Source organism: Pediococcus damnosus (assembly GCF_001437255.1).
In the GTDB taxonomy this organism is placed as follows: Bacteria; Bacillota; Bacilli; order Lactobacillales; family Lactobacillaceae; genus Pediococcus; species Pediococcus damnosus.
The window spans coordinates 1-20,859 of record NZ_JQBD01000029.1; the positions used below are offsets into that span (position 1 = coordinate 1).

The 20,859-nt window shown below is 37.3% G+C and carries 17 protein-coding genes and 1 tRNA gene; 15 read left to right on the forward strand and 3 right to left on the reverse strand.

From position 1 onward, the window contains the following. Positions 1-68: 68 nt before the first annotated feature. Positions 69-1,256, reverse strand: a complete 1,188-nt coding sequence (locus IV84_RS05110) for an MFS transporter (RefSeq protein WP_056986204.1) — start codon at positions 1,254-1,256, stop codon at positions 69-71. Positions 1,257-1,677: 421 nt separating this feature from the next. On the opposite strand from IV84_RS05110, the gene IV84_RS05115 reads away from it, so the two are divergent. The 5 genes from IV84_RS05115 to IV84_RS05135 all read left to right on the forward strand — a co-directional run bounded on the left by IV84_RS05115 (position 1,678) and on the right by IV84_RS05135 (position 7,799). Continuing rightward, complete coding sequence (locus IV84_RS05115; RefSeq protein ID WP_046872032.1) at positions 1,678-3,702, forward strand: DHH family phosphoesterase; 2,025 nt, start codon at positions 1,678-1,680, stop codon at positions 3,700-3,702. A gap of 5 nt (positions 3,703-3,707) precedes the next feature. Further along, a complete protein-coding gene (gene rplI / locus IV84_RS05120) occupies positions 3,708-4,160 on the forward strand; it encodes a 50S ribosomal protein L9 (protein WP_046872033.1) in 453 nt (150 codons plus the stop codon). A gap of 100 nt (positions 4,161-4,260) precedes the next feature. Continuing rightward, entirely contained in the window at positions 4,261-5,658 is a 1,398-nt protein-coding gene (dnaB, locus tag IV84_RS05125; RefSeq protein ID WP_056986205.1) for a replicative DNA helicase, read from the forward strand. Positions 5,659-5,772: 114 nt separating this feature from the next. Next, a complete protein-coding gene (locus IV84_RS05130) occupies positions 5,773-6,969 on the forward strand; it encodes an MDR family MFS transporter (protein ID WP_056986206.1) in 1,197 nt (398 codons plus the stop codon). Between the two features lie 284 nt (positions 6,970-7,253). Continuing rightward, entirely contained in the window at positions 7,254-7,799 is a 546-nt protein-coding gene (locus tag IV84_RS05135; RefSeq protein ID WP_046872036.1) for a C40 family peptidase, read from the forward strand. A 75-nt stretch (positions 7,800-7,874) separates the two neighbouring features. Here IV84_RS05135 and IV84_RS05140 read toward each other — a convergent pair whose 3' ends face one another. Next, positions 7,875-8,243: a DUF1304 family protein gene (locus tag IV84_RS05140; RefSeq protein ID WP_046872037.1), complete on the reverse strand. Its 369-nt coding sequence runs from the start codon at positions 8,241-8,243 to the stop codon at positions 7,875-7,877. 524 nt (positions 8,244-8,767) lie between these two features. Between IV84_RS05140 and apf the strand changes: the two genes are divergently transcribed. Then, on the forward strand, positions 8,768-9,309 hold a 542-nt coding region (apf, locus tag IV84_RS11465), incomplete at its 3' end, for an aggregation-promoting factor (protein ID WP_477646117.1). A 270-nt stretch (positions 9,310-9,579) separates the two neighbouring features. On the opposite strand, the gene IV84_RS05150 is transcribed toward apf, so the two are convergent. Then, positions 9,580-9,652: transfer RNA gene (locus tag IV84_RS05150), tRNA-Lys, on the reverse strand. A 278-nt stretch (positions 9,653-9,930) separates the two neighbouring features. Between IV84_RS05150 and yycF the strand changes: the two genes are divergently transcribed. The 9 genes from yycF to IV84_RS05195 all read left to right on the forward strand — a co-directional run bounded on the left by yycF (position 9,931) and on the right by IV84_RS05195 (position 20,854). Further along, on the forward strand, positions 9,931-10,632 hold the full coding sequence (gene yycF, locus IV84_RS05155) for a response regulator YycF (RefSeq protein ID WP_046872131.1): 702 nt from the start codon (positions 9,931-9,933) through the stop codon (positions 10,630-10,632). A gap of 18 nt (positions 10,633-10,650) precedes the next feature. Further along, positions 10,651-12,498: a cell wall metabolism sensor histidine kinase WalK gene (gene walK / locus IV84_RS05160; RefSeq protein WP_056986208.1), complete on the forward strand. Its 1,848-nt coding sequence runs from the start codon at positions 10,651-10,653 to the stop codon at positions 12,496-12,498. Beyond that, on the forward strand, positions 12,495-13,817 hold the full coding sequence (locus IV84_RS05165; protein WP_046872133.1) for a YycH family regulatory protein: 1,323 nt from the start codon (positions 12,495-12,497) through the stop codon (positions 13,815-13,817). The genes walK and IV84_RS05165 overlap by 4 nt, the downstream gene beginning before the upstream one ends. 14 nt (positions 13,818-13,831) lie before the next feature. Beyond that, the gene (locus IV84_RS05170) at positions 13,832-14,911 is read left to right on the forward strand and encodes a two-component system regulatory protein YycI (protein WP_052694547.1); all 1,080 of its coding nucleotides are present in this window, start codon (positions 13,832-13,834) and stop codon (positions 14,909-14,911) included. An 87-nt stretch (positions 14,912-14,998) separates the two neighbouring features. Then, positions 14,999-15,802 carry an MBL fold metallo-hydrolase gene (locus IV84_RS05175; protein WP_046872134.1) on the forward strand — a complete coding sequence of 268 codons (804 nt, stop codon included), beginning with the start codon at positions 14,999-15,001 and terminating at the stop codon, positions 15,800-15,802. A 111-nt stretch (positions 15,803-15,913) separates the two neighbouring features. Beyond that, a complete protein-coding gene (locus IV84_RS05180; RefSeq protein ID WP_056986211.1) occupies positions 15,914-17,170 on the forward strand; it encodes a S1C family serine protease in 1,257 nt (418 codons plus the stop codon). 671 nt (positions 17,171-17,841) lie between these two features. Further along, positions 17,842-18,321 carry a 23S rRNA (pseudouridine(1915)-N(3))-methyltransferase RlmH gene (gene rlmH / locus IV84_RS05185; protein WP_046872136.1) on the forward strand — a complete coding sequence of 160 codons (480 nt, stop codon included), beginning with the start codon at positions 17,842-17,844 and terminating at the stop codon, positions 18,319-18,321. Between the two features lie 86 nt (positions 18,322-18,407). Beyond that, positions 18,408-20,525: an AAA family ATPase gene (locus IV84_RS05190; RefSeq protein WP_056986209.1), complete on the forward strand. Its 2,118-nt coding sequence runs from the start codon at positions 18,408-18,410 to the stop codon at positions 20,523-20,525. Beyond that, positions 20,510-20,854 carry a UvrD-helicase domain-containing protein gene (locus tag IV84_RS05195; protein ID WP_056986210.1) on the forward strand — a complete coding sequence of 115 codons (345 nt, stop codon included), beginning with the start codon at positions 20,510-20,512 and terminating at the stop codon, positions 20,852-20,854. Before IV84_RS05190 ends, IV84_RS05195 begins: the two co-directional genes overlap by 16 nt. The last annotated feature ends 5 nt before the right edge of the window (positions 20,855-20,859 follow it).

Genomic DNA, 20,859 nt, shown 5'->3' on the forward strand with positions numbered 1-20,859 from the left:
ATCTATTACCAACAACAGATATTGTAGAACCGTAATTACGCTGATTTCCAGAGGCTCTATTTTAGATTTTAACTTACTTTTTGTAATTTTTCGGGTTCTTTTAAGAACAAATGACCAAGGAGTGCCAGAACTAAGAAGATAGTGCCCACCAGACAAACGCCTGACCAGCCAAAGTTACTCCAAGCTAACGTTCCAAAGAAAGTCCCTAAGGAACCACCTAAAAAGTAACTAAACATAAAGATGGAGTTGTTTCGGCTACTGGCCTGTAAGCTCAGTGATTGCACGATTGCTTGGTTGGAAACCTGACCGAATTGGGTGCCTAAATCTAACAGAACAATTCCCACAATTAAACCGATAAACAGATGGCCAAGACTGGTAAAAATAACAAATGATAAGGTTGAAAAAAGAATTCCTAAGCCAACGGTCATTCTTGGAGAATACTTATCGACCATTTGCCCAATGATTGAAGCAAATAGAACGCCGGTAATTCCCAGCAATCCCAATAAGCCAGCCACACCACTGCCAAAGTGGTACTGATGAGCTAAATAGAACGCTAAAGTTGACCACAAAACGTTGGAAACACCGAAGAGACAAAAACCGTTAATGGCGGATCCTTGCAAGTGTTTTTCTTTCGCTAATAGTTTTGGCAGTGAGGCCATCACTTTGCCGTATTGCATGTGTTGTTTTTGACGCGGATCACGAGGTAAATACAAATGTAAGACCCCTAACAAAATTGTGCAAGAAATTGCAGCAATTAGATAGACATATTGCCAGCTAAGAACACTGCCTAACAAACCACTGACGGAGCGTGATAACAGGATCCCAGTTAACAAACCACTGAGGACATTGCCCAAAACTTTTCCCCGATGCAAACTGGGTGCGAGATAAGCAGCATAGGGAATGATAATCTGAGGGGCCACGGAAGTGATTCCTACCAATAGGGAAGCAACCCCAAATATGATTAAAGATGGTGCCCAAAACGCTAGCAGTAATGACAAGATTGATAGACTCAACATAATTTGAATGAGGTGATAACGATTGAAGATATCACCCAACGGCACAATAAATAGGAGGCCAAATGCATACCCTAATTGAGTGAGCATGGCAACCACGCCAACGGCAGCCTTCGAAACTTGAAAGCTGTCGGCAATTAAGCCTTCAATGGGTTGGATATAATTTAAATTGGCCACGATGATCCCAGTGGCAATGGCCATTAGTAAAACAGTTTTTCCGGATAGTTCTTTTTCTGAATCCAAACTTACCCCTTCTTCTCTAAAAAGTTAATGAAATAAAATTCGATTATTAATTTTATTTATTAACGAAAAGGGATTTTCAGTGCGCATTATTAGCCAATGAAAAAAGCGGTTGTTTAACATGCTGATACCTCCATAACCAATTAAGTTTAAACAAAAGATTCGTTTTCGTAAAGGTCTGATGGCATGAAGACTGGTGAGTTGCAATCAAATTCTTGCCAAAATGTTTCACGTGGAACTTAAAAATACCGCCTATATTTTTATAAACCAAAGCTTAGTTTTTAAAATAACTGTTTTAAAAGTGAGTACTTTTTCAATTAGAAATTGCTAATTTTTATTGTAAAAAGGTTCGCTGATTACTGACGGTTCTTTGTCTTGGATCTTTGTGATAAAATGAGGTTAGTACACAATTCGAGGAGAAATTATGAAAAAATTACGCTTAGCAGAAAGGTTCCCAGTCTTTATGCGGAATCCTCGCCTGCGATTGTTAGCAATTTATATTATCTTGCTGTCAATCGTTGGTGATGGGGTTGCGTTTTATTACAACTGGATATTAGGAATCGCATTACTGATAATTCTCATTTTGGGAAGTATCTTTATTAACGATACGCTTCATAAAGTGAATGAAGAAACGACAAAATATATCTCGGACCTTTCATTTCGAATTAAACGTAGTGAACAGGATTCGCTTTTACGAATGCCGTTGGGAATTATCATTTATGGGGATGAAGAACAAATAGAGTGGATTAATCCTTATATGCAAGGCTATATGGGCGATAAAGATGTCTTGGGTAAAAAAATCGCTAATGTAGATAAGGATCTCGGTAAGCTTTTAGAAGATCACCGTGAAGAAAAAGGAACGGTGACCGTTTCTTGGGGTGATCGACAGTTCACTTTATTAAACGAGCAAGATAGTCATGTGCTGTACATGATGGATATCACGAAGTATGCCAAAATTGAGGAAGCTTTCGATGATTCGCAAATTGTAATTGGCCAGGTTTTCTTGGATAATTATGATGAAGTTACGCAATCAATGGCAGATTCGGATGTTTCAAGTTTAAGTAGCTTTGTGACAAATCAGATTTCTAGTTGGGCACAAGAATTTGGAATGTATCTTAAACGTGTGGATGATGATCACTTTTTCGTTTTAATGTATGCCGAAGTTTTGCAGAAGGTGGAAGCTGATAATTTCAAACTATTAGATACCATTCGAGAAGCTACTTCCAAGCAAAATTTTCCAATTACGTTAAGTATCGGAATTGCTTACGGTGATCAGGATTTAAATAATTTGGCTGACTTGTCGCAAAGTAATTTGGATTTAGCTTTAGGACGTGGTGGTGATCAGGTTGTTGTAAAGGCACCCGATGAACAGGCCCGCTTCTATGGTGGCAAAACTAATCCGATGGAAAAACGGACTCGGGTCCGAGCACGAATGATTAGTCAGGCGGTTACCGAATTGATGTCGCAGGCCGATCAGATTTTTGTAATGGGTCATCAGCAAGCAGATATGGATTCGCTTGGCGCATGTTTAGGAATTCGCCGAATAGCGCAGATGAATAATCGCCAGTGTTGGATTGTTTTGGATGAAGAACATATACATTCGGATGTTAAACGATTATTGACTTCCTTAGAAGATTATCCAGCGATCAAGGAGTCCATTATTAGCCCTGAGGCCGCTTTGGAGAATGCAAATAGTCAAAGCCTGCTTGTTATGGTAGATCATTCTAAGCAGTCCTTAACAACGGCACCTGAGCTTTATAAGAAACTTGAAAACCGGGTAATGATTATTGATCATCATCGCCGAGGCACAGAGTTTCCTGAAAACCCAGTTTTGGTTTATATTGAACCGTATGCATCTTCAACTTGTGAACTAATTACGGAAATGTTTGAATATCAGTCGAAAGACAGTGAACCAATTAATGCGATTGAAGCAACGGGGATGCTGGCTGGAATCGAAATTGATACCAAGTCCTTTACCACAAAAACTGGGACACGTACTTTTGACGCAGCTAGTTATCTAAGGTCAGTTGGGGCAGACGAAGGTTTGATTCGTCACTTTATGAAGGAAAATGTGGATAGTTATCTACAACGCAATCACCTGATTGAGTCCGTTGAATTTGTGGATAATAAGTTGGCTGTCTGTGTGGGTGAAAATGATCGAACGTACGACCCGGTTACCGCCGCCCAAGCAGCTGATTCATTACTTACAATTTCTGGGATTGAAGCGTCATTTGTCATTACAAGACGTTCCGAGAAAGTGGTTGGAATTTCTGCGCGAAGTGCCGGAGATGTCAATGTTCAATTAATTATGGAGCAAATGGGTGGTGGCGGACATTTGGGCAGTGCAGCTACCCAAATTGAAGGTCAATCTGTTGCTGAAGTTAAAACGCAGTTAACCACTATTTTAAAAAAGCAAAACGATAAAGAAAATAAAGACGACGAGGAGTGAACTTCATGAAAGTAATTTTTTTAGAAGACGTTAAAGGTAAAGGTAAGCGCGGCGAGGTTAAGAATGTCCCAGATGGCTATGCGCAAAACTTTCTTATTAAGAATGGTAAGGCACAGGCAGCTACGAAGGGTGCTATGAGTAGTTTGAAGGGCCAACAACGGGCTGAAGAAAAACATGAAGAAGAAGTTTTAGAAACAGCTAAAAAGTTGAAAACAAAATTAGAAGATGACAAAACTGTTGTTGAATTAACTGCTAAAGCGGGAACTGACGGCCGTTTGTTTGGATCAATTCCTAGCAAACAAATTGCCCAGGCACTTGAAAAGCAATTCGATCTCAAAATAGATAAACGAAAGATTGAATTGACGGATCCAATCCGTGTCTTAGGATACACGAATGTTCCGGTCAAGTTGCACCCAGGTGTGACCGCAAAGATCCGTGTTCATGTCGCAGAAAAGTAAGTAGAGCCAATTTATTTTGTGGTGAAATGACTGTGTAGTACTCTATAAAGAGTGGCTATGAATTTATTTTAGTAACTTTTAAGTCATCAGAGGTAGAAACATGAATAATGATAGTTTAGAGAATCAAACCCCGCCACAAAATAGTGATGCGGAAAAGGCCGTTTTAGGTGCCATTTTCCTGGATTCCGATGCATTAGTGGAAGCAATGGAATATTTAACACCCGAAGACTTCTATCAGCGTGCCCATCAGATTATTTTTCAAACGATGGTCACTTTAAATGATGAAGATGAAGCAATTGATGTTGTGACGATGAATAACCGTTTATCGGCCCAAAATCAGCTGGATGATGTGGGTGGCATTAGCTATATTGCGGAATTGGCAGCGTCCGTTCCAACTGCAGCCAATGTTGTTTACTATGCAAAAATTGTTCAAGAGAAGGCCATTTTACGGCGTTTGATCAAAGCTGCAACTAAGATTGTCACCAAAAGCTATCAGCAAGATGAGAGCGTTGGGGATGTTTTAGATGATGCGGAACGAGAAATTAGCGAAGTTTCCGAAGATCGGAATCAGTCAGGATTTAAGAAGATTTCAGATGTATTGACCGATTCGATGACTGAAATTAACAAACTGTATCAAAATGGCGATGAAATTACTGGATTGTCTACGGGGTATAGTGAATTAGATAAGATTACAGCCGGCTTGCATCCAGATGAGCTCTTTATTTTAGCAGCGCGCCCAGCTGTCGGGAAAACTGCTTTTGCATTAAACATTGCGCAAAATGTGGGGACAAAAACAGATAAAACAGTGGCCATTTTTAGTTTGGAAATGGGAGCTGAACAGTTAGTTAACCGGATGTTGTGTGCTGAAGGTAGTATCGATGCCAATCATTTGCGAACTGGTCAGTTAAATGAAGAAGAGTGGCAAAACCTGGTTATTGCCATGGGGAGTTTAGCAAAGGCTAATATTTATATTGATGATACGCCGGGAATAAAAATGGCTGAAATTCGAGCTAAATGTCGGCGGTTGGCAAAGAAACAGGGAAATTTAGGATTGGTTGTGGTTGATTACTTACAACTAATTGAAGGTTCTGGTCAAGAAAATCGCCAGCAAGAAGTTTCTGCAATTTCTCGTCAATTAAAAAAGCTAGCTAAAGAGCTTAAAGTACCAGTTTTAGCGCTCTCGCAGCTTTCTCGTGGAGTTGAACAACGACAAGATAAACGGCCAGTATTATCAGACATTCGTGAATCTGGATCAATTGAACAGGATGCTGATATTGTCGCTTTCTTGTATCGTGAAGATTATTATGACCGTGATGATGATCAAGATAGTGATAATAATAATAACGATTCTGATCCGCGTCAGGGTGAAGAACCAGATGTGGGCCCTGTTGAGGTCATCATTGAGAAAAATCGAAGCGGTCCACGGGGGACTGTGAAGTTATTATTTGTGAAGTCGTATAACAAATTTGCGCCAATTGCGTATGTACCTGATAATTAGACCAACATTAGCAGTTTTGCACGAATGAGGGATCCGATGTTTAGATTTTCTCTAAATGTAAAGCTGTTATATTATGTAGATTTTTAGTTAATTGAAGGATAAATGGAGGGGACGATGAAAGAACTTAAATTACGGTATTTGTTGCTTGGATCCTTGATGGATAGCATCGGGATGAGCTTTGTATGGCCGTTAACAACGGTCTATATGCATAACATTTTAGGCCATTCCCTCACCGTTGTGGGAATTGTCTTGATGCTCAACTCGGTTGCTAGTATCGTGGGAGCATTTGTTGCTGGACGTTTGTTTGATAAGTACGATGGCTATTATTTGTTGCTAGGCGGAATTGCGTTCACGGCCTTGAGCATGCTAGTTCTGGTATTTGTGAATGATTGGCCAATTTATCCCATTATGTTGATTTGTATCGGCCTGGGAACTGGTTGGATTCTGGCGTTTGTAAATGCTTTAGGAACGACTGTGCATAGTAAAGACGGTCGGTTTGTATTTAACATGCTGTACTTTGTCCAAAATTTGGGTGTGATGATTGGAACGGCCGTTGTGGGGTTGATGTTTAAAGACGATGTGGCTCCGCTATTTGCCATTTCGACCGCTTTATACGCTGTTTTTTTTGTGGTAGCGGCACTGAACTATCATGTTAAACGTGAACGACCAGAACGATTGGATCAAATGGATCAAGATGCGAATCCAGCTTCTAAAACTGAAAAATTACCGCATGTGAATATGATTGTGATGTATACCTTATTTATTAGTTTATTCGTTATTTGGATCTTCTATCAACAATGGAATAGCAATATATCGGTTTATATGTTGAGTTTACACATTCCGCTTAAAGATTATAGTTTCTTATGGACGGTAAATGGTCTCTTTATTGTGATTGTCCAGGCTTTCTTGAGTTGGCAAGGAGGAAAAGTTTTTAAAGATCCTTTCCATCAAGTTTACGTTGGAATGGTGTTTATAATTGCCTCATTTGTAATTTTAGTCTTTGCAACGCAGTACGTAGCGTTTGTCCTATCAATGATTATTCTAACGATTGGTGAAGCAATTACATTTCCACAAATTCCAGCCATTGCAAACCTACTTTCGCCTTATGGAATGAAAGGTCGCTATCAAGGGTTAGCAAGTTCGTTTCCTTCGGCAGGACGTGCTTTAGGACCACTGGTTGGTAGTTTGATTATTGATACCTTCTCCTTCGTTTCCCTATTTATCGTGGCTGCAGTAGCCATTGCCATAATCCTGTTTGTAAATATTGTATTGATTGAAGGAAAAAAGAACGAATTAATAGAATATAAATAGATTGAAATCGTAACCGGACTGAAAGTTCAGATCGGTTATTTTTTTACATAAAGTTCTCAATTCTTATCAGAACAGCGTTTCGAGCTTAATATGAAGGTAAAAATTTGTATAAAGCGTAGTTAAATGAAGGTTATCTTTTTAGATAAAAGCCCGTTCTGTAATTTTTTGTCATATTTTGAGATGAGTTTGTAAAAAAAATTACATGCGAGCGTATTATGTGCATGTTAAGATTAAGCTTGTTAAAATGATAAGAAATAAATTAAGGTAATGGGAAAGGAAGTCTTATGTTAAAAATTAATTTCAAACAAGTACTTGTGCTCACAGTTGGGGTTCTCGGGATTACATTTGGTGCTACGCATGTGGCTAGCGCCGATGCCACTGCTGGAGGTAATCAGCAATATACGGCTGAGCAAACAATTGCAAATAACGAAACAGCACAGGCCATGACAACTGAGACATCAGCTCAAAATAATTCAATTTGTGATATGGCTCGTAGCTTAGCAACACGGAATATTCCGTATGTATGGGGTGGAGAAGCAATGAGCGGCATGGACTGTTCAGGATTTACAGAATGGGTTTATGCACACGCTAAGGGTGTAACACTAGGCCATAATACAGTTATTCAAGAAGGCCATGTGACAAAACACACAGTTGCAGAAGCACAACCCGGAGACTTACTGTTTTGGGGATCACAAGGTGCAAGTTACCATGTTGGAATCTACATTGGTAATGGAAAGTATGTAGCAGCACCGGCACCAGGACAAAATGTTTCTGTTCAAACGGTTAGTGGCGCATTTATGCCAAGCTTCTCGGGCCATGTTAATGGTTAAATTAAACTAAATTAAAATAAAAAGCGGATGGCCAATTTGGTCATCCGTTTTAAATTACATTCATAATAGGTAAGGTTAAATCAAAATTGCTAGAATCATGCCCAGTAGTCCGGGAAGGGCTTCAAACAAGAAAAACTTTCGTGAAAATACAAAACCTTCGTAGATCCCATTGAGAAAAATAAAAAGGTTTAAGAAGATGAGAACATACTTCATGGGCCCGTTTGGGACGATGACAATGGTTAGGATAAGGACGAGGCCCACAAATCCACTAAACAAACCCAGATTTTGAATGAATTTTTGCATGTTTGGATCTTCAATGGTTTTTTCTGGTAGATTAAAGAAACTTGCAACCTTTGCATATGGGGCAAAGAGTTCAATATATAGGAAGTAAAGATGCTCTAAAGCAATAATCAGACTAATTAAGATGGTAAAGTTTAATAACATAAAAAACAAAGCCTCCCTTTTTTAATATGGCATAAACAAATTATAAATAACTTGAAAGCTCATGTCATGAAAATTATATAAGAAAGTTAGGATATTATGGGCTAAATATGAACATCTGTCCTTAAATTGAATGACAAATATTTCCTATAACATGGGATATAAGTTACTGAACTTCAAAAGAATTGCTTATTAGTGAAATCGACTAATTAGTCTTATGAGTGAAAGGAACCATGGCTTTTAAAAGAAATTTAGCTATTCTATATGAAAGAAACGCGGATATGGCGGCAATTATAGTAATCTCTATGATCCCCGACAGTGTAGGCCTAAGTAAGATTAACTTCAATTAAATTAAGTGCAAAATAGGTCTTATGTTACAAGAGTGTGACATGAACGTAAATGAAGGTCAATGAATATAAACCCTACTGAAACATAACTGCAACATTGAGAGTGTATTCTACTAGGTATATTAAAAAAACAAGGAGAGTATATATAATATGACATTAAGAACTAACATTACAAAATTCATGGTGGCTATGATGGCTGCATTATTCTTGGGCCTTACGTTACTAGTAACAGTTTCTCATGCTGACGAAGTTTACACAGTTAAATCAGGTGATACTCTTTCAGCAATTGCAAACAAAATGAATAACGGTACAACTTATCAAAAATTAGCTTCAGCAAACAAAATTAAAAACGTTAATTTGATTTATGTTGGTCAGAAATTATTACTTAAGAGCGACGGCGAAATTAAGGTTGCTACTAAGAAGGAAGTTAACACAGTTCCAGCAACACAAAGCACAACATCAACAAGTTCACAAAATACAAACACAACAGCACAAAGTAACCAAACAAGTCAAAACACTGCATCAACTAAAACAACAACAAACACAAGTACTACAGGTGGCGATTCATCTGCCAAAGCATGGATTGCTAACAAAGAATCAGGCGGTTCATATACAGCTACAAACGGCCAATATGTTGGTAAATACCAATTAAGTTCTTCATACTTACATGGTGATTATTCAGCTGCTAACCAAGAAAAGGTTGCTAACTCATACGTATCTTCNAATCAGTTAATTAAATAAGATTGAAAAAACTGCCTTTAATGGCAGTTTTTTTGTTTGGAATTTTATTTTTGAAACATTGATGATTTATCGAGTCTAACTAAATAATAAAGTGTTTGAATTTGATTCGGATATTAGGTTCGTCAATATAAATCAAGGTAAAAAAAGATGACCACCAAATTTATGGCGGTCATCTTTTTGATATTAAGGTATAAAAAAATCAGTAATCATGGTGTTTTAACACGGCGTGCTTACTGATTAATTGGTATTTATGGGTGGTCAGGGGATCGAACCCTGGACCCACGGATTAAGAGTCCGTTGCTCTGCCAGCTGAGCTAACCACCCATCATTAACCGACTTAAATATATTATCATATATTTCCAGTTATGGCAACCTTTTCTTAATAATTCTATGGTAATTGGAGTTCTAAATATTGACAATGAACCTCATGTACAGAGTCAATAGCTTTGTGAATCTATGACAAAATTGTTGATCTAGACCTTCTCATGTAGCCACTGAAATACGTGTGTTATAATAAGAACGCAATGCTTTTAAGCTTTTTTACCAAGCATAGAATATACGATTTAATTTAAAAACCACTCTGCAAGGAGGAACTAAGCTTTATGCAAAAAATTTTAGTTGTCGATGATGAAAAACCGATATCAGATATTGTGAAATTTAATTTAACCAAAGAAGGATACGAAGTTATTACGGCTTATGATGGAGAAGAGGCACTCCAAAAAGTTGAGGACGAAAGCCCAGATCTTATTTTACTAGACCTAATGCTTCCAAAAATTGACGGATTGGAAGTTGCCCGACGTGTGCGTGCTAAGCACAGTATTCCAATCATTATGGTAACTGCAAAAGATTCTGAATTAGATAAGGTAGTTGGTTTGGAACTTGGCGCCGATGATTATGTTACCAAGCCATTTTCAAACCGAGAATTAGTTGCCCGGGTTAAGGCCAATTTACGTCGTCAGGATCAATTAGTAAGCGCAGAACAAGAAAATAACGACATTAAAGTCGGTGATTTAGATATTAATCCTGACGCATACGCTGTGTCACGACATGGTGAGCAGTTAGATCTAACCCATCGTGAATTTGAATTGCTATACTATCTAGCGCAACATATGGGCCAGGTAATGACACGAGAACATTTACTTCAAACTGTTTGGGGATATGACTATTTTGGTGATGTCCGAACGGTTGATGTGACAGTCAGACGATTACGAGAAAAGATTGAAGAGAATCCAAGTAATCCGGTTTATCTTGTTACTCGTCGTGGCGTGGGATACTATTTACGCAATCCAGAAAATGAAAAATAATGGGAGTCATGTTTGCTTATGAACAAGAAAACCCGTTTTTACCAATCGATAAACTTTAAAATAGCCTTGGTATTCGCCTTGTTATTAATGATAACATTGGAAATCGTCGGGGTTATTTTTGTACGTCAATTGGAACAACGAAATTTGAGCCAATTTAAAACGCAGGTCCAGCTTGGAACGTATGTAGATAATACGATTTCAGATCAGTTGGTTAGAAGCAATACAAATTCTGCTAACAAGCAGATTCAACAAATTGTTTCAGACGTTAATAACACTAATATTACTGAAATTCGTGTTATTGATAGTAAGGGAACCGTTCGTGCTTCAAGTGACTTAAATGAACAGTCAGTAGTTGGTCAAAAAACAACGGATCGCGCTATCAAAAATGTTATTTATAACTCGCGATCGTATCAACAGGTTAACTATGATCAAGGAAACCATAATCGGTATTATATTTCGATTATTCCATTGATTAACACCAGTGGAAACACAAATACGGTGGTGGGCGCGCTATACGTCCGTGCTAATTTAGAGAGTGTCTACAAAAATGTCAACAATATCATGTTGATCTTTTTTGTGGCGGCCTCCTTTGCCATTGTCGTGGGGTTGTTACTGGCAATTATCATTTCGCGAGCTATTACCCGACCAATTGAAGAAATGAAGAAACAGACGCTTCGAATTGCGCGTGGAGATTATTCTGGGCACGTTCACGTTTATGGAAAAGATGAATTAGGTCAATTGGCTTCTGCGGTCAATAACTTGTCTGTACGGATTGAAGAGGCGCAAGAATCAACTGAGTCCGAGCAACGACGTTTGGACAGTGTGCTATCTCATATGACCGATGGTGTCATTGCAACTGATCGTCGGGGTCGAATTACCATTGTAAATGATATGGCACTGGATTTCTTAAGTTCAGATGGCGAACATACTGCCGGAAAATCCATTTTGGATGTTTTGGATATTCGAACAACATACACGTTAAGGGAGTTATTAGAAAATCAGGACGATATTGTGCTTGATTTCTCAACGAAGACACAAGATTTGATTTTGCATGCTTCATTTGCATTAATTCAGCGTGAATCAGGCTTCATTAGTGGACTTGTTTGTGTGCTTCATGATGTGACTGAACAACAAAAGATTGATGAAGATCGGAAACAATTTGTTTCAAATGTTTCTCATGAACTACGGACACCATTAACCAGCTTGAAGAGCTATATAGAGGCGCTGACAGATGGTGCTTGGAAAGATCCGAAGGTGGCTCCAAAATTTCTGAAGGTCACCCAGGATGAAACAGACCGAATGATTCGGATGATTAATGATCTGTTAAGTTTGTCACGAATGGATTCTGGAACTGCAAAACTAGATTTAGAGTTAATTAACTTAAATGAATTGTTCAACCATGTTTTGGATCGATTTGATATGATTTTGAAGACCGATGACAATCCAGATAAAACCTATAGCATCAAACGAGAGTTTACCCGCCGTGATTTGTGGGTGGAAGTTGATACCGATAAATTCCAGCAGGTATTAGATAACCTTATGAATAACGCTATTAAGTATTCACCCGATGGCGGGACAATTACGTACCGTTTACTTGAAACGCATAATCACGTGATATTGAGCGTTTCTGACCAGGGACTTGGAATTCCTAAGAAAGACCTAACCCATGTGTTTGATCGGTTCTATCGTGTCGATAAGGCTCGTTCACGAGCTCAAGGTGGAACTGGTTTAGGTTTGGCGATTTCTAAAGAGATCATTTCTATGCATGGTGGCCGAATCTGGGTTGATAGTAAGGAAGGCAAAGGGTCAGTGTTCTACATTTCACTTCCTTATGAGCCAATAGATGAGGAGGATCAGTGGGAATGAGAGGAATTCGAACAAGTCGACTATTGCTTCACATCGGTCTGGTGTTAGTTGTCCTTATCAGTGTGGGACTATCCTGGGTTATTTGGACGAGTCCAGCCCGTTATGAAAAAACAAAACAACAATCAGATACAAACACTAGTGTTATTCAGAGTGAGCAAGCCAATAAATCGCTTGGTGACATTTTCTTGCCAACCCAAGTCATTTATACGCAGGCTGATTCAACCTCACATTTGATTAATAATACGAAGGTTAACCTGACTGATTCGATGCGCAGTGCCATTAAAGACTGGCGGTTAAGCAAGGTAACCAGAGAATCAACTAATAACCGAAAGGCTTACGAAACGCTGATGAACCGAGAAAATACGGTGATGTTAAAATATCCTGATAGTGTTACTGATGGGATTCTAAACAGTGCGTTTAAGCAAAAAGTCAATTTTAGTGGTAAGTTTTCACGAATTGTTTTTTCAACGGAGAAACGGAATCAAGTTTATTTGTTGAATGATACAAATTACGCAATTTACAAAGTTCAAACAAGAAATCAAAACTTGGCGCATATTAAAGAAATTATCAGTGGTAATGTTCAACAGTTTGGCGTCAAACAAACTTTGGTCAATCATCGCATGATTACGGAATACGAGAATTCTGTAAAGGTTCCAGAGTATAGTTATCTCGTAAACAAACAAACGGCGGCTTACTTTGTATCTACCTTAATAGATAATGATAATGCGTCATCAGTTACCACTAAAGAACAAGGTGGTAAAACCGTTTATAATGATAATAATTCAAGAAGAATGACGGTTAATAATAAAAAAGGCACTGTAGCATATGAAGATCTTTCTGGACGCAAATCCTATCATGAAAACATGAGTACTGCGATGTCCCAGAGTTTTTCGTTATTGAAGAAAATGGAAGTTCCGCTGGATAATATGCGTTATTACAAATATGATGCTGATGATAATGCGGTTGTTTATCGAAGTTATGTGGAAGGATTCCCTATCTTTAATCAAACAGATTATGGAACTGTCGAAATTCGGATTACCGGGCCGCGAACCAAGAAGATTGATTTCTCATTGTACAGTTTACAAGTTCCTGTCCCTACCGGAAAAGATCGAACAACCCTGCCATCGACACAAGAAGTCTTGGATCGCTTGAAAAATAGCGGGTATAGTACAGATGATATTGATAATATTGAGATTGGCTATCAATGGACAGCTAATCCTTCCAGCGATTTGGTCGTTAATTTGACCCCAACGTGGTACGTAAATTATAAAAATCAATGGGTTTCATATCAGCAGTTAATAGAAGATGCACAACAGTAAGGGGATGAGCATACATGGATTTCAAAAGAATTGAGTTAATTTTCTTTGCGGCGTTTGCGGCACTAGATATCTTTTTAGCTGTCTCTTTTTTCCAGAATAACTCTGATGTTCATCCTACCTCGGCAAATACAAATCATAGTGCGACGATTTTGAATGAAATGCGTGATGATTCAATTTCCTTTAAAAAACCTTCCAATAAAAAGGGGCAAGGGTACTACATCTCAACACAAACTTCTGGTACAAAACAATTAAAGGCAAAGATGGAGAAGCTGTCGGGTCAATCAGCTAAAATGGCGGACGGCGAAATTATTAGTACGTTTAATACACCTCTCACCCTTGATGTTAAAAACCCAGATCAAACGCTGAACAAAGTTGTCCAGAATAGTGATGAAATTGTGAATGGAAAATCCTATCAGTACGATAAAGCCACTTCGACAGATAGTCAGATTATTTATACACAGAAAATATCAGGACAGCGAATTTTTTCTAAATCTGGTCAAATCCGATTCAAAGTTAATAGTGCCAACCAAGTCGTGGGATATACGCAGGGGTATTTAACAAATGCGCAGCCACTCCGAGAAAAACAGGATACTATCAGTCAGGAGCGGGCAATCATATGGCTTTACCAGTATAATGAAATGCCAAACGATACTGTTATTGAATGGTCACGCTTGGGGTACACCAGATTGTTAAGTATTCAAAAAGGTTCCGTATATGTGCCAACTTGGTACATCGCCATTCATGGAAAGGGGAGCTCTGCACTTCAATATTACCGAATTAATGCCTTTACAGGCGTGATTATGAAGTACAGTACCCAAGTTTCTTCAACCAGTAATAGTTCATCCACGACGTCGAGTTCGCAAGATGATAGCAGCTTGTTGAATCAAGCCGTTTCGAGTTCTCAACGAGCTGTTGAGTCCAGCACCGAAGAAAGTGTGCGGTCAACGACGAATCGGGGTAGTTATAATAATTCATATAGTAGCAATGAATCTAGTGGAACAAGTTCTAAAACCAGCGCGAACACAACTAGCTCAGGTAACTCAACAAATGCTATCAATTCAACAAGTGTGTCAACTTCATCTGAAGTTCAGTAGATGCTTAATTTAAGTTCAATTTAGCTAAGAGAGTAGTAATAATTATTTGGAAACATGGTTTAGTTTGGATAAGGAGTAATGGAATTCATGAGTGAAGATGACATGAAAATTAGTGTTTTAGCAAGTGGCAGTACCGGGAATGTGACTTACATTGAAACACCGCAGCATAAAATGTTGGTTGATGCTGGGTTAAGTGGTAAAAAGATTGAGGCACTTATGAACAGCATTGGCCGAGATCTTTCTGATGTTGATGCTCTGTTTCTTACGCATGAGCATACAGATCATATTAAGGGCGCTGGCGTTTTGGCTCGGCGTTATAACCTTGATCTATATGCGAATCAAGGAACCTGGAATGCAATCACTCCCAAAATTGGACCAATTCCAGAGGCTCAGAAAAATATTTTCGAAGTCGGTAAGACGAAATCATTTGGCGATCTTGATGTTGAAAGTTTTGCGGTTTCCCATGATGCTGCTGAACCTCAGTTCTACGAGTTTCATCACAATGGCAAGTCGTTTGTTATTTTGACTGATACCGGCTATGTTTCAGAGCGTGTTGAAGGTCAAATTGAAAACGCAGATGCCTATTTGTTCGAAGTCAATCATGATGTCGAAATGTTGCGAATGGGGAGCTACCCATGGCCATTGAAACAACGGATTTTAAGTGATCACGGGCATTTATCTAATGAAGCTGGTGCAAACGCCCTAATGGATGTCATGGGATATAACACTAAAAAGATTTTTCTTGGCCATCTCAGTTTGCATAATAATATGAAGGAACTTGCTCATTTAACGGTTGCTTCGATGATGAAAAATAAAGATTTGGGAGTTGGCCATGATTTTCAATTGTTAGACACGGATCATGCAGTTGCATCCAAATTGACGGTAATTTAATTAAAAATATTAAAATCATTCATATTTTCATCACAATTTATTGATACCATGTAACCAGTTACAATTAATTGAATAAAGGGGGATAGCGCGGTCATTTGATCGCATATGGCTATGAAAAATAAAAACTTATGGACCGTCATTGTTACGGCGTTGATTGCTGGTTTAATTGGCGGTGGTATTGCGTTTGGAGTCGGCAATTACATTAATAATCGGCAAGCAGAATCAGAAACGGCCGTTCCAAGTGGCTCAAATAGTACAGGAACAACAAAGACAAGTAATGTGAATGTCAATGTTAGCAGCCAGTCTGAAAAGGCGTACAGCAGCATAAAAAACGCGGTTGTGACAGTTATTAATTTAAAGAAGGAAAGTTCAAATTCAAATAACAGTCTTTACGGATCAATCTTTGGGAATTCGTCCTCAAGTTCTAACTCGAGTTCAAAATCCAACAATTTGGAAACATATGCAGAAGGTTCTGGAGTTATTTATAAAAAGAGTGGTAACGCTGCTTATGTAGTTACGAATAATCATGTGATTTCTGGTTCTAATGCTGTTGAAATTATCATGAGTAATGGTAAAAAATTATCTGCTAAGGTCGTTGGAAAAGATAGTGTGACCGACTTAGCAGTTTTGAAGATCAATTCCTCAGAAGTTTCGACAGTTGCTAGTTTCGGAAATTCCAACAGTATTAAAGTTGGTGAAACAGCCTTGGCCATTGGGTCACCACTGGGCTCCGACTATGCAACATCATTAACGCAAGGAATTATTTCAGCTAAGAAACGAACAGTTGCAACAACGAATGAATCTGGTCAAGAGACCGGTGAAGCAACGGTTATTCAAACAGATGCTGCCATTAACTCTGGTAACTCTGGCGGTCCGCTGATTAACTTAGCAGGACAAGTTGTGGGGATTAACTCCATGAAGCTTGCAAGCAGTGGTTCTTCGGGTACAAGCGTGGAAGGAATGGGATTTGCGATTCCTTCGAATGAAGTTGTGACAATAATTAATCAATTGATTGAAAAAGGTAAGATTGTTCGACCAGCAATTGGGGCTTCGTTGCTAGATCTAACAGATATTACGGCTAGTCAACAAAAATCAATTCTTAAACTACCTTCTAAGGTAACTGAAGGGGCAGTCATTTATAATACGTATGCTAGTTCACCAGCACGCAATGCTGGTTTGAAGAAGTACGATGTTGTTACAAATCTAGATGGCACTAAGATCACAAGTGTGGCTACTTTGAGAGATAAGCTATATAAGCTCAAAGTTGGCGATTCAGTTAAAATTAGTTGGTACCGTGGTAGTACGCTAAAAACAGGAATCATTAAACTAACAGAAACAACAAGTGAATTAAGTTCACAAGATAAGTAAAAGTAGGTAAGAGAAAGACGTCAAGTTTAGGCTTGGCGTCTTTTTGTGTCTTTACGTTGTTTTTAATTAAAAGCAGATAGTGTAGAATTATACACAGGAAATGCATAAGGATTCCTAAACGCTACTGGTCGCCATAAATTTTAACTAGTTTAGAGAATCCACTTTATTTTTACCGATATTTGTGATTCCGAATGATCTTAAATATTCTAAAGATTTTATTAAGGTGAAACGGGCATTTGTGGAAATAAAAACGAACGTTAACCCCATTAAGAATTATGTATCGTTCAGATCGAAAAATCTCTGTGAAAAACATTTGTGGACAACTGTGGATAACTTTGTGAATAACTCAAATGGCAAATTTTGAAGAAGTCCAGAAGCGGGTAGGAATAGGTTATGAATTGCTTACAAAAGTTATCCACAGGTTGGGGCGAAACCTGTGGACTAAATTTGTTTCACAAAAAAACGAACACCATAAATGCTTTTATACCGGTGTTTGTAGCCTGTGGATACGAACATGTGTTACTATTGAAAACAGTGGATAACTAAATTTAATGTTGACAAGTTGTGCATAGCCTATGTTGTGTTGATGAATATTTGACCCCTATATATAGGATTTTTGTTCACCAGCCTGTGGATAACTTTGTGAATAACTTGTGTAAAGGAGTGTTTTTATGAACATCAAGTTTATTGTGGTCGGAAAACTCAAGGAGAAGTATTTCAAGCAGGGAATCGCAGAATATGCAAAAAGGCTCAGTAAATTCTGTAAGTTTAGCATTGTGGAAGTTCCCGATGAGAAGGCTCCGGAATCTCTAAGTGACGCAGAGATGGCTGAGGTCAAAGAAAAAGAAGGTCAACGTATTCTGGATAAGATTAAAGAACGTGAGTATGTCTTTAGTTTAGAGATCTTAGGTAAGGAACGTTCGTCTGAGGAGTTTGCGAAGGAGATCGATCAGTTAGCAACGTACGGTCACTCTGATCTCACATTTGTGATTGGTGGGTCGTTAGGATTAAGTCCGGCTGTGATTAAACGGGCGAATGCGCACGTTTCGTTTGGACGGTTTACGTTGCCGCATCAGCTTATGCGGTTAGTATTAGTTGAGCAGGTTTATCGAGCGTTTATGATTAATGCTGGGAGCCCGTATCATAAATGAAGAATGTACAAAAATAATGAGGAACTACATAAATATTGTGACCTTTACATTAATACCCTAATCCATGACGAAAAAGAGGAGATAAAATGTATATACAAAAATTAGAAGTCAATAATTTTAGACAATTAAAAAACATTACTATCAATTTTGAAAAAAATACAAGTATACTTGCTGGTCCGAATAATAGTGGAAAAACGTCTTTAATTCAGTTGATGAAAAGAACTTTATCGGACAAAAAATTCAATTTTAATGTAGCAGATTTCAACGCATATGATCAGCAACAATGGTTAAAGCAATTCGATAGTATAATAGATGTATTGAAAAAAACAAATGCGGATAAACTTGGAGAGAAATTAAGTACTCTACAGGATGAAATGATGGAAGAGGATAGTAAATTATTGATTCCTGAAACCATTACTAAATGGCAAATCAATTACAGTGATAAGGATGATATTTCTAAATTTGTTAATTATCTCATGGATTTAAAGGAAAATGAAAACTCTTTTTATTTCATTTGTAAAATCACTTTAAATATTAGTAGTTTTTTAGAGGCAATAGTAATTAATTTGTCGAAATTCAATGATAATGAAATATTTAAATCTAAATTATTATTGAAAATTTATTGTGAACACATTGCGCCACATTTCTTTTTCACTGATAAAAAATATAAAATTCAAAATGAAATAGTCGATCAAAATGATTTTCATCAACTTTTTAACTTTGGAAATATTCCGGCCGCACGGATAGTGGAGGATTTCAATAATACACAACATACTTTAAGCAAGGATTTAATATCACTTACTAGTGGAAATGAAGAATGGAGTTCTGGAATTAATGCACTATCCACTGATGTTCTTCAAACAATACAAAATGGTAAATTGAACAAGGTAATAGAGGATAATTCAGTTAATATTTTAAATGATGTATTAAAAAAAATATCAGGATCTAATGGTGGACATACTGGAGAAATATCATTAAATGTTGATGTGTCAGAAGATGATGTTCAAAAGCTTATTGATGGAACAACTCGTGCACAGTATTCTTATATTGGTTCAGATAATTCATCTTATAAATTAAATGAGACTTCTCAGGGCCTGGGTTATAATAATTTAATTTATTTACATACTCAAATTGAAACGTTTATTCAAAGACGGGATGAACAGAAAGTAAACTTTCTTGTGATTGAAGAACCGGAGTCGCATATGCACCCGCAAATGCAGAATGTATTTACTCAAGAATTACTAAAAATATATGATAATAAAAATTTGCAAGGGTTGATTACTACGCATTCAACAGAACTTGTAAGAGGAATAGAGGTAAATAGACTTCGAGTTATAAGAATGGAAACACTGTTCAATAGTAAGGTTTATGATTTATCTAAATTTATCAATAAATTGTCTGAGGCTAATAAAGAAAATGTATCTAATGAACAGAAAAATGTTATTGAAAATTTTAAAACTTTTTTTAAAGTAATAGGTTTTGCGGATATATTATTTGCCGATGCGGCTATCTTGTTTGAAGGTGATACTGAACGCTTATATCTTAGTCAAGTGATAAATGAGGATGGTGCTTATGAAGCGTTAAAGCACAAATATATTGCGTATGTACAAGTTGGAGGTGCCTATGCGCACACGTATATTAAATTACTTAAGTATCTGAGAGTGAAGTCTTTAATTTTAACAGATATAGATTATGACAAAAAAACGGACAGTATTGAGAAGCTGATGGATACGACGATAACTAATGGTGCAATTTTAGATTTGTTTCGAGCTCAAGGGCGTAAAACTGATAATGAAAAGGTGAGAGATATATATAAATGGTTATCGAAATGTAAGAATGTGATTGAAACAACTGATAAGAGACGCTTAGATGGAAATGTAGTAAGCGAAGGTTTGATATATCTTGGATGCCAAACAAAAGAAGATAAATATACTAGAACACTAGAAGCTGCGATGCTGGCCAAAAAGTTTAATTTAAATCCATTTGAAAGAAGAACTGTATCCAAATGGGAAAAAAGTCGTAAAGAATCAAAATTGCAATTTTCTATACCTAAGGATCAAGAAAGCACCCCATCCTTAATTGAAATTTTAAATTCAACATCAAATGGAAAAACGAACTTCATGTTCTCGGTTATTCTTAATAATCAAGTTAAGAATATGCTACCTAATTATATTCAGAAGGGATTAAATTGGTTAGTAGGATGAGTAATCAAAAAAAATATAAAAATGTAAAAATTATTGATGCTCCGGCCGGTAGCGGAAAAACATTCAGTATTAGAAGCCAAATTAATCAGTATTTGATAAAAAACAATAAATCACAAGTACTGTGTATTACTTTTACAAATCGAGCAATGAAAGAATTAAAAAAGAATATTATAAGCAACCGTGTGTACATTAGTACTATACATTCTTTTATAAATGATTTTATTAGTCCTTTGTTTAAAAATGAATCAATTATTAATTACTATTTAAAAGAGTATGGTGAAAAAATCAGGAAAAACATTTCAAATGTAAAAGGCACCCGTAAAATGTAGGAAAA

What these genes read in the sequence shown, in the direction of transcription:
- IV84_RS05180 (WP_056986211.1), top strand. Translation starts at nt 15,914, where the DNA reads ATGAAAAATAAAAACTTATGGACCGTCATTGTTACGGCGTTGATTGCT.
- IV84_RS05175 (WP_046872134.1), top strand. Translation starts at nt 14,999, where the DNA reads ATGAGTGAAGATGACATGAAAATTAGTGTTTTAGCAAGTGGCAGTACC.
- IV84_RS05170 (WP_052694547.1), top strand. Translation starts at nt 13,832, where the DNA reads ATGGATTTCAAAAGAATTGAGTTAATTTTCTTTGCGGCGTTTGCGGCA.
- dnaB (WP_056986205.1), top strand. Translation starts at nt 4,261, where the DNA reads ATGAATAATGATAGTTTAGAGAATCAAACCCCGCCACAAAATAGTGAT.
- rplI (WP_046872033.1), top strand. Translation starts at nt 3,708, where the DNA reads ATGAAAGTAATTTTTTTAGAAGACGTTAAAGGTAAAGGTAAGCGCGGC.
- rlmH (WP_046872136.1), top strand. Translation starts at nt 17,842, where the DNA reads ATGAACATCAAGTTTATTGTGGTCGGAAAACTCAAGGAGAAGTATTTC.
- IV84_RS05135 (WP_046872036.1), top strand. Translation starts at nt 7,254, where the DNA reads ATGTTAAAAATTAATTTCAAACAAGTACTTGTGCTCACAGTTGGGGTT.
- IV84_RS05130 (WP_056986206.1), top strand. Translation starts at nt 5,773, where the DNA reads ATGAAAGAACTTAAATTACGGTATTTGTTGCTTGGATCCTTGATGGAT.
- IV84_RS05190 (WP_056986209.1), top strand. Translation starts at nt 18,408, where the DNA reads ATGTATATACAAAAATTAGAAGTCAATAATTTTAGACAATTAAAAAAC.
- walK (WP_056986208.1), top strand. Translation starts at nt 10,651, where the DNA reads ATGAACAAGAAAACCCGTTTTTACCAATCGATAAACTTTAAAATAGCC.
- IV84_RS05115 (WP_046872032.1), top strand. Translation starts at nt 1,678, where the DNA reads ATGAAAAAATTACGCTTAGCAGAAAGGTTCCCAGTCTTTATGCGGAAT.
- IV84_RS05140 (WP_046872037.1), bottom strand. Translation starts at nt 8,243, where the DNA reads ATGTTATTAAACTTTACCATCTTAATTAGTCTGATTATTGCTTTAGAG.
- yycF (WP_046872131.1), top strand. Translation starts at nt 9,931, where the DNA reads ATGCAAAAAATTTTAGTTGTCGATGATGAAAAACCGATATCAGATATT.
- IV84_RS05165 (WP_046872133.1), top strand. Translation starts at nt 12,495, where the DNA reads ATGAGAGGAATTCGAACAAGTCGACTATTGCTTCACATCGGTCTGGTG.